At 59.0% G+C, this 18,315-nt stretch carries 5 protein-coding genes; 4 read left to right on the top strand and 1 reads right to left on the bottom strand.

The features are described from left to right. The first annotated feature begins 16 nt into the window (after nucleotides 1–16). Nucleotides 17–1,504, top strand: a complete 1,488-nt coding sequence (locus RBT76_03905; GenBank protein ID MDX9856914.1) for a hypothetical protein — start codon at nucleotides 17–19, stop codon at nucleotides 1,502–1,504. Between the two features lie 101 nt (nucleotides 1,505–1,605). Here RBT76_03905 and RBT76_03900 read toward each other — a convergent pair whose 3' ends face one another. Next, nucleotides 1,606–3,075, bottom strand: coding sequence for a DEAD/DEAH box helicase (locus RBT76_03900; GenBank protein ID MDX9856913.1), 1,470 nt, complete (start codon nucleotides 3,073–3,075; stop codon nucleotides 1,606–1,608). A 243-nt stretch (nucleotides 3,076–3,318) separates the two neighbouring features. On the opposite strand from RBT76_03900, the gene RBT76_03895 reads away from it, so the two are divergent. The 3 genes from RBT76_03895 (at nucleotide 3,319) to RBT76_03885 (ending at nucleotide 18,237) form a co-directional block, all read left to right on the top strand. After that, complete coding sequence (locus RBT76_03895) at nucleotides 3,319–5,466, top strand: Tex family protein (protein ID MDX9856912.1); 2,148 nt, start codon at nucleotides 3,319–3,321, stop codon at nucleotides 5,464–5,466. A gap of 369 nt (nucleotides 5,467–5,835) precedes the next feature. Then, entirely contained in the window at nucleotides 5,836–9,882 is a 4,047-nt protein-coding gene (locus RBT76_03890) for a right-handed parallel beta-helix repeat-containing protein (protein ID MDX9856911.1), read from the top strand. 555 nt (nucleotides 9,883–10,437) lie between these two features. Further along, nucleotides 10,438–18,237 carry a LamG-like jellyroll fold domain-containing protein gene (locus RBT76_03885; protein ID MDX9856910.1) on the top strand — a complete coding sequence of 2,600 codons (7,800 nt, stop codon included), beginning with the start codon at nucleotides 10,438–10,440 and terminating at the stop codon, nucleotides 18,235–18,237. The last annotated feature ends 78 nt before the right edge of the window (nucleotides 18,238–18,315 follow it).

Below are 18,315 nucleotides of genomic sequence, written 5' to 3'. Positions count from 1 at the left end.
CGCAGAGGAGGTTTGTATGACAAGGGCGCGACTCTGGACCGTATGCATCGGGCTCGTGGTGTTCGTGTTGGCGGCGTGGGCGGTGGCCGATCTGGCGACCGCTGAACGATCTCTCAACGCAGAGTCCACGTTCTCGATCGAAAAACCACCGCCAACCGGCGAACTGACGCCGCCCGATCCACAGGTTACGAAGCAGGGCGGCGACAACGTCGCGACGGCCGTCGTGATTCCGTCACTTCCATTCTCCAGCTCTGGAACCACCACCGGTTACACCAACGACTATGACGAAGTGTGTCCGTACACCGGCTCGACGGCCCCTGATGTTGTGTACTCGTACACGCCGACCGCAAACGAGTGGATCGACGTGTCCCTCTGTCAGTCATTGTACGACACCAAGATGTACATCTATGAAAATGCCGTCATCCCCGGATCGCCTCACGCCTGTAACGACGATGCCTGCGGCAGTGACGGCTACAAATCCGAGTTGGTCGGTGTACCGGTGACAGGAGGCAACACCTACTATATTGTTATTGACGCTTATGGCACTGCCAGTGGAACCTATTTCCTCGATGTAGTGGTGGGTGAGCCGCCGCCCGACTACTGCCCGGTCGACACGACCATCTTCGGGCAGTCTACCCACACTCCGGACTATTCCGGATGGTCGGCCGGAGTGAGCGACGTTGGATTCACCGATGGCCCGCTGCTTCGGTATGACTACTTCGAGGGTCTCACGACCGACATCGCCGCCGTTCACTTCTGGGCGATAAGTGCCTACAACCCCGGCTCCGGCTGGTCGGAATGCGATGAAACACCTCGCGACCTGCAAATCGTATTCTACCAGGATGACGCGGGCGAACCCGGCACACCGGTTGCCACGTTTGATGTCTCGGTGGCCGGGATCCCGACTGCCTTCCTCTTCTCCGGGTTCACTCTCGATGAATACCGCGTCGAACTGACCAGCCCGGTGGCACTGAGCGAAGGCTGGCTTTCCATACAGGGGACGGATGCCGCCACCTGCTGGTTCCTCTGGATGAGCGGATATGGCATCGACAACCAACATTACCTGCTGGATGCCACGTCCGTCCTCGGTCCGGAAGCGGGCGACTTGTCTTTCTGTCTGCTTGGCCAGATAGGTGAGCCGACCGGCGCCTGCTGTTACCTCGATGGGTCCTGTGCGGAATTGACGGCAACCGAATGCGGCCAGTCCGGCGGGACGTATCAGGGCGACGGCACCTCCTGCACACCGAACCCGTGCCCCCAGTATTGCTGCGTCGGCAACACCGGTAATATCAACGACGATATCGCCGGCGATGTCGATCTCTCCGACCTGATCTACATGGTCGATTGGCTGTTCAACAGCGGTCCTGCGCCGGCATGCCTCGCAGCCGCCAATACTAACGGCGATGCCGCCTGCGACGCCGACCTGTCGGACCTGATCCATCTGGTGAACTATCTCTTCCTGCAGGGAGCGGCTCCCATGCCGTGTGACCCGAACTGCGAATAAACCGCAGCATCATTGATAGCATACACAAAGGGCGAGTCTTATGACTCGCCCTTTCTTCTTGCTGATCGGGTCAGGATATCTTTACGGCGCGCTTCTGAAGCCTACTCCCGAGTCTTGCCCCGCCGCCGCCGCGGTCGCCGCGCCCGTTTGGCTCCTTCTCCCTCCTCACCACGCGCCTCACTCACCGGTGAGGGCGGCTCCTCGGGAGGAGACGGCGGCGCGTGCAATGATCGCTGGTAGAAATCATCCAGCATCATCGCCAACAGATTCTGCCCCTCGTCGCTTTCGTGAAGGAACCGCGTCAGCGGCAGAAAGCGCTGCATTCGTTCGGTCTGGAGCTTGTCGCGGTCACGCAGACGCGACTCGAGCAAAGCGGTCAGCCGCTCCGATACCACGCGGGCCACATCGTCGTCCGTCGGCATCGGACGCTGCTGCAAGTCGATCGAAAACCGCCGTCCGATACGCATGAGTTCGGATTGCTCCTGCCCCGACACCAGCGTAATCGCCTCGCCGGTCGCGCCGGCACGACCTGTCCGCCCCGCACGATGAATATAAGCCTCGGGATCCTCCGGCGGTTCGTATTGAATCACGTGGGACAATTCATGTATATCGATGCCCCGGGCCGCCAGGTCGGTCGCCACCAGAAAGCGAAGCTGCCCTTTGCGAAGTCGCTCGAGCAGTTTCTCGCGGGAACGCTGCTTCAAGTCGGCCGACAGCTCGTCGGCGTCATAACCAAACCGCTGAAGTACGGTACCGACATAGTGAACCTGGGCCTTGGTATTGCAGAAAATAATCGCCGACGCCGGGTTGATCATTTCGATTATCCGGACGAGACACCGGTCCTTCTCCATCGCCGGCGCCACATAATACGCATGTTCGGTTTCTGCTACATGCACGTGGTCACGGCTCAGGCTCAGCAACTCCGGCTTGTTGAGGAATTGCCCCGCCAGACGAAGCACCTGTGTCGGAAAGGTCGCCGAAAACATGTATCCGTTGAGCGAGGCGCGTTCCGGCAGAAACTCCTGAATGCGTTTCATATCAGGGTAAAAGCCCATCGACAACATGCGGTCGGCTTCATCGAAGACAAGCATCTTCAGACCGTTTAGCGAGAGCGTCCGGCGAATCAGGTGATCCAGGATACGGCCGGGCGTACCGACAACGATTTGTGCACCCTCCTGAAACGACTTCAACTGCGGACCGTACCCGACGCCGCCGTATACCGATGCAATCCTTACCCCGCTGTCTCCGGCCAGCGTCTTCGCATCCGTCGCCACCTGGAGAGCAAGTTCTCTGGTCGGAACCAGAACCAGTGCCTGCGTCGCAATACTGGCTATGTCTATTCGTTCCAGAATGGGGAGGACAAACGCCCCGGTCTTTCCGCTGCCCGTGCGCGACTGGCACATCAGGTCGCGCCGACGCAATAGGTATGGAATGGCCCGCGCCTGCACCGGCATCAGTTCCTTCCATCCGGCTCGGGCGGCGGCCTCCCGGAGCCGCCCCGGCAGGTCAGCGAGACTTACTTCGGGCAATCTGTCTTTTGGTTCGATAATCGGGCTTCCGTCTTGTGTCACAATGAAATGCGCCCCTCAGCGAGTGGTTTCACTTTTCCTGTCCGCGGTGTGCGGCTCACGAGACGGCCCGCCGTATCGACACATGTCTTCTGCCGCCTCGCTCTTCTCCTTACCTGAAATGCAATAATACGGCCCTGTCGTCCCGCCGTACAGCGCAAAATTCGCCTTCGCGCTACTGACAGTTGCAACGTTCGCTTTTTTTCGTATTTTGTGCCCGTCGAATCTCCCGTAACTGAGGACTATATGGAAGTCGTCTTTGCCGAACGCATCGCCTCGGAGCTCGCAATCACCCCCAGGCAGGTCTCCGCGGTCATCCACCTTCTTGATGACCAGGCGTCAGTCCCGTTCATCGCTCGGTACCGCAAGGAGATGACGGGCAGCCTCGATGAGGTCGCCATTACCGCCATACGCGACCGCATTCACCAGCTCCGCGAGCTGGAGAAACGCCGTATCGCTATTTTTGAATCTCTGGAAGAACGTAACCTCCTGACAGACGAGCTTCGCGGCTCGCTGGCAGCCGCGGCAACCATGGCCGAACTCGAGGATCTCTACCTGCCCTACCGCCCGAAACGCAGGACCCGCGCGACAATAGCCCGCGAAAAAGGCCTGGAACCCCTGGCCGAGATGATCTTCGGACAGGATGGTGTCGATCCGTTTGATGCTGCGGCAATGTTTGTCGATTCATCAAAAGGTATCGCAACCGCCGATGAAGCCCTTGCCGGTGCACGCGACATCATCGCCGAATGGGTGAACGAAGACGTTGAGGCCCGTAGCAAGCTGCGGGACCTGTTCTCGGCCGAAAGCGTGATCTTCTCCCACGTGCTTTCGGGAAAAGAGACCGATGGTGTCAAATACTCCGATTACTTCGACTGGCAGGAGCCGGTCGCAACCGCCCCTTCTCACAGAATTCTCGCAATGCGCCGAGGCGAGACCGAGGGCTTCCTGAGTCTGAAAATCGCGCCACCCGAAGAAAAAGCTCTCTCGATTCTGGAAAAGATGTTTGTGACCGGGAGCGGCCCCGATTCTGAGCAGGTTCGAGTCGCCGTGGCCGACGGCTACAAGCGGCTGCTCGCCCCCTCTATGGAGACGGAAACGCGGGCAACCGCTAAGGCTCGCGCCGATCAGGAGGCTATCCGAATTTTCGCCGAAAACCTCCGGCAGCTGCTGATGACCTCGCCGCTCGGTCGAAAGCGCGTGCTCGCCATTGACCCGGGCTTCAGAACCGGCTGCAAGGTGGTCTGCCTTGACCGCCAGGGAAAACTCGAACACCACACCACCGTGTTTCCGCACTCCGGCGATACAGCCCGACGTGAAGCCGCGGTCGATATCAAGGCCCTCTGCGAACGATTCAAAATCAACGTCATCGCCGTCGGCAACGGAACGGCCAGCCGTGAAACCTTGACCTTCCTGAAGGAGGCCGGGCTCCCCGATCACGTAGCGGTTGAGATGGTAAACGAATCGGGAGCGTCGATTTACTCCGCGTCCGAGGTCGCGCGACGAGAATTCCCGGATCATGATGTCACCGTTCGCGGCGCCGTATCAATCGGCCGACGATTGCTTGATCCGCTGGCCGAGCTGGTAAAAATCGACCCCAAGTCGATCGGTGTCGGCCAGTACCAGCATGATGTCGATCAGGGGCTGCTGCGAGTCGGACTCGATGATACCGTCATGAGTTGTGTAAACTCGGTCGGGGTCGAGGTCAATACGGCGAGCTCCGAGTTGCTCACCTATGTCTCCGGCCTGGGCCCCTCCCTCGCTACACAAATCGTTGCGTACCGAGAAGAGAATGGCCCTTTTACTTCCCGGGGCGAACTCAAAAAAGTCCCGCGCCTCGGCCCGAAAGCATTCGAACAAGCCGCCGGCTTTCTTCGGATTCGTGACAGCTCCCACCCGCTCGACCGCAGCGCAGTTCATCCGGAAAGCTATGCCGTCGTAGAACGAATGGCCGCCGACCTCGGCTGCACGATCTCCCGCCTGATGGAAGATGAATCGCTTAGGAAGAAGATTGAACTCAGAAAATACGTAACCGAATCAATCGGCATCCCCACACTTCAGGATATCCTGGCGGAACTCGACCGGCCGGGTCGCGATCCGAGGGCCGCCTATGAATCATTCAGCTTTGATGAATCGGTTACCTCGCTGCAGGACCTCAAGGTCGGAATGTCGTTACCGGGCATTGTGACAAACGTGACTGCATTCGGAGCCTTTGTCGATATAGGCGTCCATCAGGACGGTCTGGTCCACATCAGTGAACTCGCCGACCGATATGTCAAAGACCCCAACGAAGTCGTCCGGCCACAACAGAAAGTCACTGTCACCGTGATAGCTATCGATCTGGATCGAAACCGGATCGGCTTATCGATGAGAAAGAAACGTCAGGACGTTCCCTAATTCATTCATCCACGGATAGTTACGAAGCAGACTGCAAGCTTTACTATATAGCGCCGCTGGCTCCGGCCTCCCGCGTCTGGCGTACGCGGAGGGTGACTCCCCAGGGACACCTGCGTTGAGATGCCATGAATCAGGGGGACTGTCTCATATGCGGCCGCCGGCAACCACTTGCCGTGTCGGATTGTTATACTAGTAAGCCGTCGCAACGTAAGATCAATCTAAGAGCGAATCCCGCGACGTCCGATTACTATAATTGACGGCAGAATCTTTAGTATTTGACACTGGTGTAAGCGGTCGACTAATTACCCCTGCCTCGATTACCTGTTGGGCGCACCGGTTCTCCGGAACACCAGTGGCATAGGGATTTGCATGGTAATTTGCTCACGGTTTGGGCTGTTTGTCGCTTCTATATTAATGCTCGCCGGCGGGGCCTCAGCAACCGTACTCAACGTTCCCGGCGAGTATGCGACCATTCAGGCGGCTGTCGATGCTGCACTGCCCGGAGATACGATCCTGCTTGCCTCCGGCACCTTTACCGGTTCCGGCAATCTGGCCGTGGACTTCGACGGAAAATCGCTCGTACTCACTTCCCAGTTTGGAGCCGACTCCACCCGAATCGACTGCCAGCGATCGGGCCTGAGAGCGCTCTATCTCCACTCGGGAGAAGACTCCACCACCACCATCTCGGGCATCACCTTTCGAAACGGCGACGCCTACACCGGTATGGTGCACCTGCAGGGCGTCTCCCCTCGCTTCTACAACTGCGTCTTTGAAGATTATTATCTGGACGGACAGGGCACAGCAGTCTTGGTCGATAATGCCTCGCCCTCGTTTGTCGACTGTCGATTTGCCGACAACGTAGTTGGGTGCTCTGCCTGCAAAACCCCCGAAGAAACCGACAAGCTGCCGATTTATGTCGCCGGGGCACTGAAAATTCGCAACGGCTCCGATGTCACTGTCAGCCGATGCGAGTTCAGCAACAACTTGTCGGATGCCGAAGGTCTCGGCGGCGCCGTCTCCGTCCAGCAGTCAACCGTTACTATCGACAGCACCTCCTTCACCAACAACATTGCCAGCGACGGTGGTGTCGGCGGGCCCACCCCGTACGGTGGCGCGATAGCCGCGTATCGGTCCGTCCTCGCCGTGCTCAGATGTCAGTTCGTGGCCAATTCCGCAACCTCGGCCGGCGGCGCCATTTACGTCGATGACTCCTCGTCCCTGACGGTCCTGTCGAGTCGATTCGAGAACAATTCGGTAGAAAACTTCTACCGGGGCGGCGCCCTATTCGCCGATTCTTCCGTCGTGACCGTAGACAGCACCGTGTTTCTGAGAAATCAGGCAACCCACGGTGGCGCAGTCTACCTTGTGCGCTCTGCGGTCGCCCTCGGTCACTCTCTGCTTGCCCATAACACCGCACGGGATATGACATTCGACGAGGCTGCGCGCGGCGGCGCCCTGTTTGCCTCAGCCTCCGATCTGACCCTGGATCACGTGACTCTCAGCCACAACCGCGCAGACACTTCCGGTTTTGGAGAGCCCGGTCTTGGCGGCGGGCTATACGTGGCCACCAGCTCGATCGGGATTGTCGCCAGTGTTATCTCATTCAGTTTATCCGGCGCCGGCATTTTTGTCGCTGATTCTTCGAGCACTCCCGCGCTCACGTGCAGCAACATATACGGCAATGAGGGAGGAGATTGGATCGACTTATTGCTGCCGCAGCTCGGTGCAGACGGGAACTTCTCGGCAAATCCGTATTACTGCAACGCCGCTGGTGACGAGTTCACGCTCTATGATATCTCACCATGCGCCGATTCACTCAGCCCCTGCAGCACGATCATCGGTGCCTACCCCGTTGCGTGCCTGAACGAAACCCCTGTGATCACGTCACCCGATTCCGTAATCGCCTTCGAAGGTGAGAACTTCTCTTACAGAACTGCCTTCGAGGATTCCTTTGCGCCGGACACGGTCATTTCATATGATCTTCTCCCCTCATGGCTCACCGTCTCAGCCGACAGTGTATTCGGCTCCCCAATCGCTGGCCAATCGGATACGTCGCTGGTGACTCGCGTGTCCGACGGCTATCTCAGTGATACACTTCTGATATTCATTCGAGTAGTCGCAACAAACGACCCGCCGCAACTCAACCAGATTACCCCGAGGCAGGTCGCTGAAGGTGATTCTCTCACCTTTACGGTTCAGGCGTCCGACCCGGACAGTACGATCCCGACCCTGTCGGCGGATTCGCTCCCTTACGGCGCGGTTTTCACCGACCAGCTGGACGGAACCGGCAGATTTCGATGGGCGCCCGACTTCTGGCAGGCGGGTGAGTACGAAGTGTACTTCGTTGCGGGCGACGACTCCAGCGCTTCCGACACCATGATTACCGCGATAACCGTCGAGAATCGCAACGCCGCCCCGGTGATTTTGCCGATCACCGACACGAGCACCTTCGAAGGAAACCTCCTACTCCTGTCCGTCATTGCACGGGATCCCGATAGTACCGCTCCTGACCTGTTTGCCGATTTGCTCCCGCCGGGGGCGACTTTCACAATCGACTCGCTCGGATTCGGTGCATTCGAATGGCTGCCGGGCTACGATGATCAGGGAGCGCATGAAGTCGTACTCATAGCAGTCGATGATTCTCTCGTTGCCGATACGCTGGCGTTTCTGATCACCGTGCTGAACATCAATCGTCCGCCGATTCTCGAGGCGCCTGATTCCGTCACCGCAAGCGAAGGCCAGCCGTTGGCAATCGTGATTTCTGCAATCGACCCCGATGGCGTAATCCCGGCGATTGTCGTTGATTCGCTCCCTGACGGATCGTCCTTTGCAGACAGCGGCAACGGAACGGCGGCCGTACACTGGACTCCGGAATACAACCAGCACGGCGAGTATCATCTGGGCGTTCGAGCGCTCGATGATTCCCTCGCCACAGATACACTGACGATCGCTGTTGTCGTTGCCGACGTAGATATCCCTCCTGAGATCGACTCAATCTCCGCGTTGTCGGCCTTTGAGGGTGACACTTCAGCGTTACGCGTCACCGCTATCGATCGAGACGGTATCCCGCCATCGCTCCGCGCCGAGAATCTCCCCGCTGACGCTCAATTCGTGGACAGTGGCGCCGGTATCGGCGGCTTGGAGTGGATCATACCGTACGGCGATACGGGTCAGCATGCGATTACCATAGTCGCAGAGGACGAGCAATCGGCAGATACCGGGCTGGTTGTTATATCGGTTAGCGCCCGACGGCCGGAGATTCGTCGAATTCTGATCGATGGACTGGACAGTAACCTGCACGTTGTCGATGAAACCCCGCTCGTTGAGTGGATGTTCTTTGACACCGCCGGTCATCCGCAGGTTTTTGTCGAAGTGGAGTTCGGTGAGGACGCCGATTGGGCAGTCGCAGAGCTTTGGAACCCGGACTCACTGCAAATCACGGATTCCCTCATTGTGTACGCCGGCGAACCACTGGTCGACGGCAACGTCTACTTCCTCCGCCTGAGAGCGAACAACGGATACTCGTGGTCGCGCTGGCACGAAATGCCCTTCCGCGTCAACTCACTACCACTCCCCCCACCGCTCCGCTTTCCGCGAAACGGACAAATCGTTGAAACGCTGTCACCGACTCTGTTCGTTCTTCAGGCAATCGATTTCGAAAACGACCCGCTATACTACGATTTCGAGGTGAGCACCGACAGCCTGCTCAACGACGTTATAGCCTCCGTTGCCGCGGTAGATGGGTTTCCTGACTCGACCGGATGGAGTGTCACACCGCCGCTCGGCGATGACCGGCCGTATTGGTGGCGATCACGCGCATTCGACGGATACGAGTACGGCGAATGGGCCGAGCCGGATTGGTTCGTGGTAAACGGCGGCCCGACCGCCCCCGGTTCATTTGGTTGCGTCGCCCCACCGTCAAGCGCAACTCCGTTCAATATTATCTATGAAATGCTGCCGACCTTCGATTGGCATCCCTCCCTCGATACCGACCCGGATGACACGGTCTCGTATTCGCTTCTGATAGCACGCGATTCCGTCAGCGACGTTGTTGCCCGAATGGATTCAATTCGCGACACGTCGTACACGCTGACCGACTCTCTCCGGTTCGGCCACCGCTACTGGTGGTTTGTCGAAGCAACCGATCTGTCGGACCTGACAACCGCCTCGACAGACACCCTGCAGTTCTGGACATGGATGCTGGGCGACGTTACCCACGATCACGCCGCCGATCTTGCCGACCTGATTTTCCTCATTAACGGACTCTTCCTTGGCGGAGCTCAACCGGACCCGCTTTTCACAGGCGACGTCAACGGTGATTGCCAGGTTGATCTCTCCGACTTGATCTACTTGGTGAATCTTCTCTTCCTCGGCGGTCCGGACCTGCGCGTCGGCTGCTCTGCTCCTGAACCATAGTCTCTTTCGGCCTCCTCACTATGCTCGCCCGCGTAAGCCGACGTCAGTAGAGCACACTCTCTTCGGCAAACCATCTGCCGACGATTGCAGTCAATTTCTGTCGCAGTTAATGCGACATTGGGTGTCGCGTTGGCCTAACTAATAGGATTCTCATGGACTTGCTCAGAATACTCCTTGACGAATGGAGTGCGTTGTCCATATTACAGGTAAAGTGGGCGACAAGGACTCCGTCACTATCGGGCTAGGTCCAATGGTAATCCAGAACGGCAGCGTCACGCTCGACTGCATGCGCGACTTTCCCCTATTCTGCCGCATCCGATGCGACTCGGTACATGTCACGTCCCACAGAAGCGATTAGAGGTAGAAATCACTTAACAGGGGGTGACGTCGGCACCTGGTTGCTATCGACGTGTTGCGTCTCGGCAGTACGATGGGGGCAGTACCATTCCGGCTCTGCGGGGCAGATACACCACAGATGACTCCCTCTCTCGGCTGTCGCGTCATCCTCTGCTAACCTCATCATTATCAACCGTACATGCAATTGCGGGGGCGCAAATGAAGGCAAGAAGAGTGGAAGACACACCGGATCGTCACGTGTCCGTGGCGACCCTGGTACTCACATGCCTGGCTTTGGTCACTTTGGTGACCGCTGGCTGGGCTCAACCGGCGCCGGTCCGAATAATGCCGCTGGGGGACTCCATTACGGACGGAGCCGTTGGCAGCTCAGACGACACCGGTTATCGCAGGTCGCTGTACCTGCAACTCACTAACGCCGGCTACTGGGTGGACTTCGTCGGGTCGCAAATCGGGGGCATACCTCTCGATTTCGACCGCGACCACGAGGGCCACGGCGGCTGGCACGCCAACCAGATTCGGGACTATGTCTACGGCTGGCTGGTACAGAATCCCGCCGACATAGTCCTGCTCCACATCGGCACCAACGACATTTCGCATGGCGATGCCAATCCGCAGGAAGTCGCGCAGATCCTCGACGAAATCGACCGTTACGAATCGACCTACGGGGTCTCCATCAAGGTGATACTAGCTGCCATCATCTCGCGCGACGGCGGCTATGATCCCGAAACTGCCGATTTTAATGCCGGGGTACTGGCTATTGCGCAGGATCGGATCGCCGCCGGCGACGATATCGCGATTGTCGACATGTTCGAGGCGTTGACATATCCGGCAGACCTCGCCGATGCCGTTCATCCGAACGATGTCGGGTACGGCAAAATGGGCAACGTCTGGTTCACCGCACTTGACTCCGTCCTCGGCACCAGTTCGTGGGCTCCCAACGACGTTGGAGTCACGGACCTGGCCGTGACCGCAACCTCGGCGTTTGAACTCGACGACGACGATCTCATCTTCACCTACACGCTTGACGGCGAAGCGGTGGTGGGAGCCACATCATGGTTCCGCAACGGTTCGCCGCTTGCCGCGATGATCTTCCCCTTCGAAGGTGGAGACACCAACGCGCTGCACGATGTTTCCGGCAACGGCCGGACGCTGACGCCGGTGCGCAGTCCCGTATGGTCCGGCACCATCGGCCACGACGGCACCGGGGCTTTTCAATTCAACAATGACGCGTACCTGTCTGCGGGCGAATACTTCCCGGTCAACGCGTCGTATAGTGCTACGATGTGGATCAACAGACAGGCCAGTGATTGGAACAACATCTTCTGCGGCGATGTGAGCGCGGGCGGACATGTTATTCGTTGTCCCGCTTCGCTTGGCAACGTCCTTATAGCCGGTCACAACAGCAACTGGACGGTCGTTCAGGACGCAACCGCACTCAGCGAAGACACCTGGTACTTCGTTGCCCTCACCTACGACTACTCCACCGGTGAGATGATTCTTTACAGAGATGGAAGCGAGGTCGACCGCGGAACCGCTCCGGCCTGTACTGACGCTACGATCCAGATCGGCGCGTATCAGGGCGGCTCAGAGTTCGAGGGTGTTATCGATGATGTCCGGCTGTACAACTTTGTCCTCTCGCCCGACCAGATAAGCACACTCTTCTCTGACGGCGAAAACCGTATCGATGCCGCCGAGACGTCCATCACCGACCAGTGGTTTGCGCGCGTCACCGCGTTCTCGGACACCTCTCAGGGAGCGCCGGCGTTTTCCAATACGGTGACGATAAAGTCCGTCTACCTCAGCGATGTCCTCATAAGTGCGACATCGCCGGAAAACGGCGACGATGACGATCTCTTTGCCACATACACGCTGCAAGGGGGCGCCACCACCGCGTCCGTGGCATGGCTGAAGGACGACCTCCCAACCATGTCCCTGTATCTCCCGTTCGAGGGCGGCAGCGCGAACGCCTTGAATGACTACTCCGGTAAGTCGGTTACAGTCAGCGCTGTCGGAGATCCTGCCTGGACGGCAACCGGCGGTCACGATGGTTTCGGAGCCATGGACTTCGATGGCAACGACCACCTGATCGCGGGTGAAAACTTCCCGGTCAATTCATCGTATACCAAAACCGCCTGGGTCTACCGCACGGGAACCTTAAACAACAACATCATTTCCGGCGACCTTGGTGCAGGCGGACATGCCTTCTGGGCTCCTACCAGCACCTCGCACGCACTGTCGGCCGGTCACAATTCACATTGGACCACCGTACAGGACAGCGAACCGCTGGCCCTGGACACATGGTACTTCGTCGCAGTCAGCTACGATATCGCGACAAGAATGATGGTCCTGTACAAGAACGGCGCCGTTGTTGACACCGCCACCGTCCCCGTGGCTGACAGTGTCGTCACGGACAATACGATAACGGTTGGCGCCTTCGGACCCGGCCATTGGTGGACGGGTACCATTGACGATCCTCGCGTGTACAATTTCGCCCTCTCTCCCGAGCAGATCGCGACCCTGTACACCCCGGGCGGTACTGATACTCTGCGCTACACCGAAACCGAGATCGGCGACGACTGGGCAGCCTGGGTAACGCCGTTCTCCAGCACGGAAGCCGGTGCGTCCGTCAAGTCAAATACCATCACGATATATGGCCCTACCGAGCCTGCCGTTACCGACGTAACGGTCGCCGCATCAACTCCGAACAACTTCACCGATGACGATCTTACCTGCACGTACACGCTGGGCGGCGACGCAATCACCGCCGCGACGTCGTGGTCTCGCAACGGCAGCCCGATCATGCGCGCGTACTTCCCCTTTGAAGGTGGCCAAACCGCGTCACTGGCCGACTACTCCGGAAACGGCCTCTCACTTACCGTATCAGGCGACGCGACATGGAATGCCACGGGCGGCGTTGACGGATTCGGCTGTTACGATTTTGACGGCAACGACTGGCTTTCCGCCGGCCCGAACTTCCCCACCAACTCGTCGTACACGAAATTCGCGTGGGTGTATCGCACAGCCGCGGGCGTCGGCAACTACGGAAATATCATCTCCGGCGGCGCCACCACCGGCTCCCATGCCTTCTGGGCCCCCAGCAACAACGGTTATCATCTGTCCGGTGGTCACAATTCCACGTGGACTACGGTGTACGATCCGGACTCACTGGATCTCAACACCTGGACCTGTGTTGCGATGACCTTCGACTATGCCACCAATCTGATGATCCTGTACCGGGATGGTATTGAAGTCAGTAGAGGCAATCCGACGACTCCCGATGTAACCAATACCCAGCTGAATATCGGCATCTACGGCGCCATCTTCCCCTGGCACGGCTCCATGGATGAAGTGCGCGTGTATACCACTGCGCTGACTCCGGAACAGGTGCTCTCGCTGTATCAGCAGGGACGTGATGTTATCAAACACACCGAGACTGAAATCGACGATGAATGGCAGGCAACCGTCACTCCGTTTTCAGCGACTGCGGTCGGAACCGCCGTCACGTCGAATGTCTTGACAATCAACCCATACCTGCCCGAGGTATCCGATGTTGTCCTGTCCGCCAGCACCCCGGGTTCCTATGATGACGACGATTTGACGGTCGCGTATACGCTTTCCGATGGTGCCGACGGCGCTGCAACCGCCTGGTATGTTAACAGCACGCCGATGTTGAGCCTGTATCTGCCGTTTGAAGGCGGGGCGTCCAATGCGTTGGCGGACCTGTCCGGTAACGCACTCACCGTCACTGCTCTCGGGACAACTCCGGCATGGAATGGCACCGCGGGACACGACAGCTCCGGCGCCCTCGTTTTCGACGGCACGGGCTACCTGTCCGCAGGTCAGACCTTCCCGACCCTGTCGTCGTATACCAAAACGGCCTGGGTCTATCGCACTGACGCGGGCGGGGCACAGTGTGGTAACATCATCTCAGGCGACTACCCGACCGCCGGCAGCCACGCGTTCTGGGCGCCCAGCGGCGTGAGCCACACTCTGCGGGCGGGCCATAACGGCGCCTGGATTGCTACGGCGACCGTCGCCGACAATGTCCCGCTGGCCCTTGAAACCTGGTACTTCGTCGCAGTCACGTTCGACTATACGTCCGGCCTCATGTCACTGTACAAAGACGGTGTGCTCATTGACACCGGTACCGTCGCTGTGAAGGATGTGATCGACTCGACTCTCCAGGTCGGCGCATACGGCAATGTCGCCCCCTGGTTCGGGCGTATCGACGACGCCCGAGTATATGACTTCGCGCTCTCTGACGACCAGATTCAGGCTATGTACTCCACCGGACAGGATGTCATCATGGCATCGGAAACCGAAATTGGCGATCAGTGGTACGCCGATGTCACCCCGGTTGCGGCAACCGGCCTCGGAACGACTGTCTCCTCGAACACCCTGACGATCAATGAAATCCCGTCCGTGGAGATCGCCAATCTCGTGTTGAGCAGCTCGTCCGGAAACGACTTCACCGAAGACGACCTCACGGTCACCTATGACCTTGTTGACGCTGCGACATCAGCGGCCACGGCATGGTATCTGGATGGTACCCCGCTCATGACTGTGTTCTATCCATTCGAAAGCGGGACCTCCGCGTTGAACGACTACTCGGGCAACGCTCATAATGCCACGCCGGTGGGCGATCCGGCCTTCAACGCCACCACCGGACATGACGGCAACGGAGCCGTGGAATTCGACGGTGACGACTATCTCGTCGCCGGCGAAGTATTCCCTGTAGTGTCGTCATATACCAAGTCGGCGTGGGTTTATCGGACCGGGGCGGGCCAGAACATCATGTCCGGCAATGTCGGCCCCAACGGCCACGCGTTCTGGGCGCCGACCGCATACTCGCACCGTCTGTCGGCAGGTAATAACGGCGACTGGCAGGTAGTCCAGGACACCGATCCTCTCGCGCTCGACACCTGGTACTTCGTGGCCGTCACCTACGATCAGTCGACCCGTCTCATGACCCTGTACAAAGACGGCGTTGTGATTGATACGGGTACGGCGGCCTCGGCCGACGTGACCGACTCGACGCTCCAGGTCGGAGCCTATAACGGCCAGTACCAGTGGATTGGAACAATCGACGATGCCCGCATCTACAACCGGGCTCTGACCGCAGACCAGATTGCCGCCATGTTTGCCGCCGGAGGCGAAAACGTCATCATGGCTTCGGAGACCGAACACTTCGACGTCTGGTCCGCGCACGTCACGCCGTTCTCTGCGTCCGAAGCCGGCGACACCTACATCTCGAACAACCTGACCATTCTCGAGCAGATTGAGCTGGCCGATCTCACCGTCGCGGCATCGTCGCCGTACGCCTATGTCAGCGACTCCTTGTTCTGCTCGTATACGTTGGTGGCCGACGCCGTCACGGCCGCGACCGCCTGGTACCTCAACGGCTCACCAACTGTGACCGCACTGTACCCGTTTGAGGGCAGCACGACCTCAACAGCAGACCTCTCCGGCAACGACAACGACCTGACCGTGGTCGGCACGCTGCCATGGAGCCAGAATGCGGGCCATGACGGGTTCGGTGCCTACCAGTTCGGCGGAAGCGGATGGCTCAGTAACCCAACTGCCTTCCCCACGCAGTCTTCCTATACGAAGATGGCCTGGGTCTACCGAACGGACAACGGAGGCGCGAACGCGGGTAACATCATTTCCGGAACCAATCCGAATCCCGGCAGCCACGCATTCTGGGCGCCCAGCAACCAGTCGTTCCGTCTGTGTGCTGGACACAACGGCGCCTGGACCACCGTCATGGATCCGAACCCGTTGGAACTCGCCACGTGGTACCATGTCGCGTTGACCTTCGACTACACAACCGGCATGCTGAGGCTGTACAAAAACGGCGTGGAAGTTGATACCGCCACGGCCACTGTCTTTGATGTCACCGACCCGGTACTCTTGGTCGGCGTGTACGGAACCGTCTTCCCGTGGTTTGGTGTAATCGACGATGCCCGAGTGTATGACTTCGTCGTGACCCCGGACCAGATCTCCGCCATATACGGCTCCGGACCGGACCTTATTGTGCCGTCCGAAACGGAAGTCGGCGACGTATGGGAAGCGCACGTCACGCCGTTCTCGGCCGCCGGAATGGGAGAGGCGTCTGTCTCCAACACCGTCACCATTAATCCTCTCCCGGTAGTCGAACTGACCGACATCCAACTGATCGCCACGTCACCGGAAGCGCTGATCACCGATGACCTTATCTGCTCGTTCACGTTGGTTGCCGATGCAACCACGTCTGCCACGGCGTTCTACAAAAACGGCCTGCCCACCATGGCATTCTACCTGCCGATGGAAGGCGGACCCGACAACGCTCTGACAGACTACTCCGGCAGCGGAGCGACGGTGACGACAGTCGGTGCACCGGCCTGGAGTAGTTCAGCGGGCCACGATGGGTTTGGTGCCTTCCAGTTCGACGGAACGTCATGGTTGAGCGGCGGGTTGTCGTTCCCGACCGGCTCGTCCTACACCAAAACCGCGTGGGTGTATCGGACCGATGCCGGAAGCGCCAATAACGGAAACATCATCTCCGGCAACCTGCCCAACGCCGGCAGCCATGCCTTCTGGGCTCCGGGCGTCAACAGTTATCGTCTCGCGGGCGGTCACAACGGCGCCTGGTTTACCGTGCAGGATACCGAACCACTCGCCCTCAACACGTGGTATTTTGTCGCCCTGACATTCGACTATGCGACCGGCGACATGGTCCTGTACAAGAATGGTGTTCAAGTGTCGAGGGCCGTATCATCCGTTGTGGATGTTACCGACGCACTACTGCAGATCGGGGCGTACGGAGGCACGTTCGCGTGGGTCGGCACTATCGACGACCCGTGCGTATACAACTACTCGCTGACGCCGGAACAGATTGCCTCGCTGTACTCGGCCGGCCGTAATACCATTAAGTACACGGAAACCCGTGCGTACGACACGTGGGAAGCGTATGTCACTCCGTTTAACGACGTCGCCGCCGGAACCACGTGCGTATCCAATGCCGTCGTCGTTCAGCCGCTGCCGGAAGCGCTGCTGAGCCTCGGTCCTGACGGACAGCTCAATCGCTGCGATGGCATCGACACGGTCTGGCTGCAGATGGACTACGACACCGTCGTCGTCCGGTCCGGGCTGTTCACGATCGGCGTGCAGGCCGGCTACCTCCAGCCCGTTGCCGCCGTGCCGGGCCCCGCACTCGACAGCATCGGCGCCGGCAACTACTCACTGACATCGACCGCCTACGCCGACTCTATCGTCGTGCAGTTCGACATCAACAGCGGCCAGTTGGGACTGACGCCCGTGACAATCTTCGGAATTGTCGTCAATTGCGTCGGCGAGGCGGCCTCGACCGAAATCGAAATCGTCCACAGCGCTCTCATGAATACCATCATGGATCCGGTGCCGCATAGAATCGCAGGGTGCTGCATGCGCATCGACTGCACCAGGCCCACGCTGGCAGTCTTCTCACCGCCTTCGGGACAGACGTACACGGACCTGCTGCCGACCATAACGTTCCATCTGATTGACGACATCGACCTCGGGTACGGGTTCTACCGACTCGATGGCTGTACCGGGCCGTGGCAACCGATGTGGGTATTCAACCTCGTGGGCGACAACGTTGCGATCGGCTGGCCCACACCGACCGTGGAGCCGGGCGCTCACGACCTGTACTTCAAGATCACGGACGAAGCCGGTAACGCCTGCGCCGACAGTTGCAGCTACGTCTGGCAGTTCACGTGGGCGCCGCCGAGCTGCTGCACCGATCCGACCGGCAACGTAAACGACGATCCGCAGGATCAAATCGATCTGTCGGATCTCGTCTTCCTCGTAAATCACCTGTTCCTGGGAGGACCCGCACCGGCGTGTCGCGGCGAGTCAAACATCAACGGAGATCCGGCGTGTGAGGTTGATCTGACTGACCTCATCTACTTTGTCAATCACCTCTTCCTCGGCGGACCCGCGCCCCGCCCGTGCGTTCAGGCCTGCGATCTGCTGAAATAGTCTGTGCCGAATCCGTGACGCTCGCTTCGGCGTTCGTCACAACAGAAAGGGCGGGACATCAGTCCCGCCCTGTTTTTT

The sequence above is a fragment of the Candidatus Zixiibacteriota bacterium genome (assembly GCA_034003725.1).
In the GTDB taxonomy this organism is placed as follows: Bacteria; Zixibacteria; MSB-5A5; order GN15; family FEB-12; genus WJMS01.
Note: the sequence above shows the minus strand (reverse complement) of the source record. Positions and strands in the feature narration are given on the sequence as shown.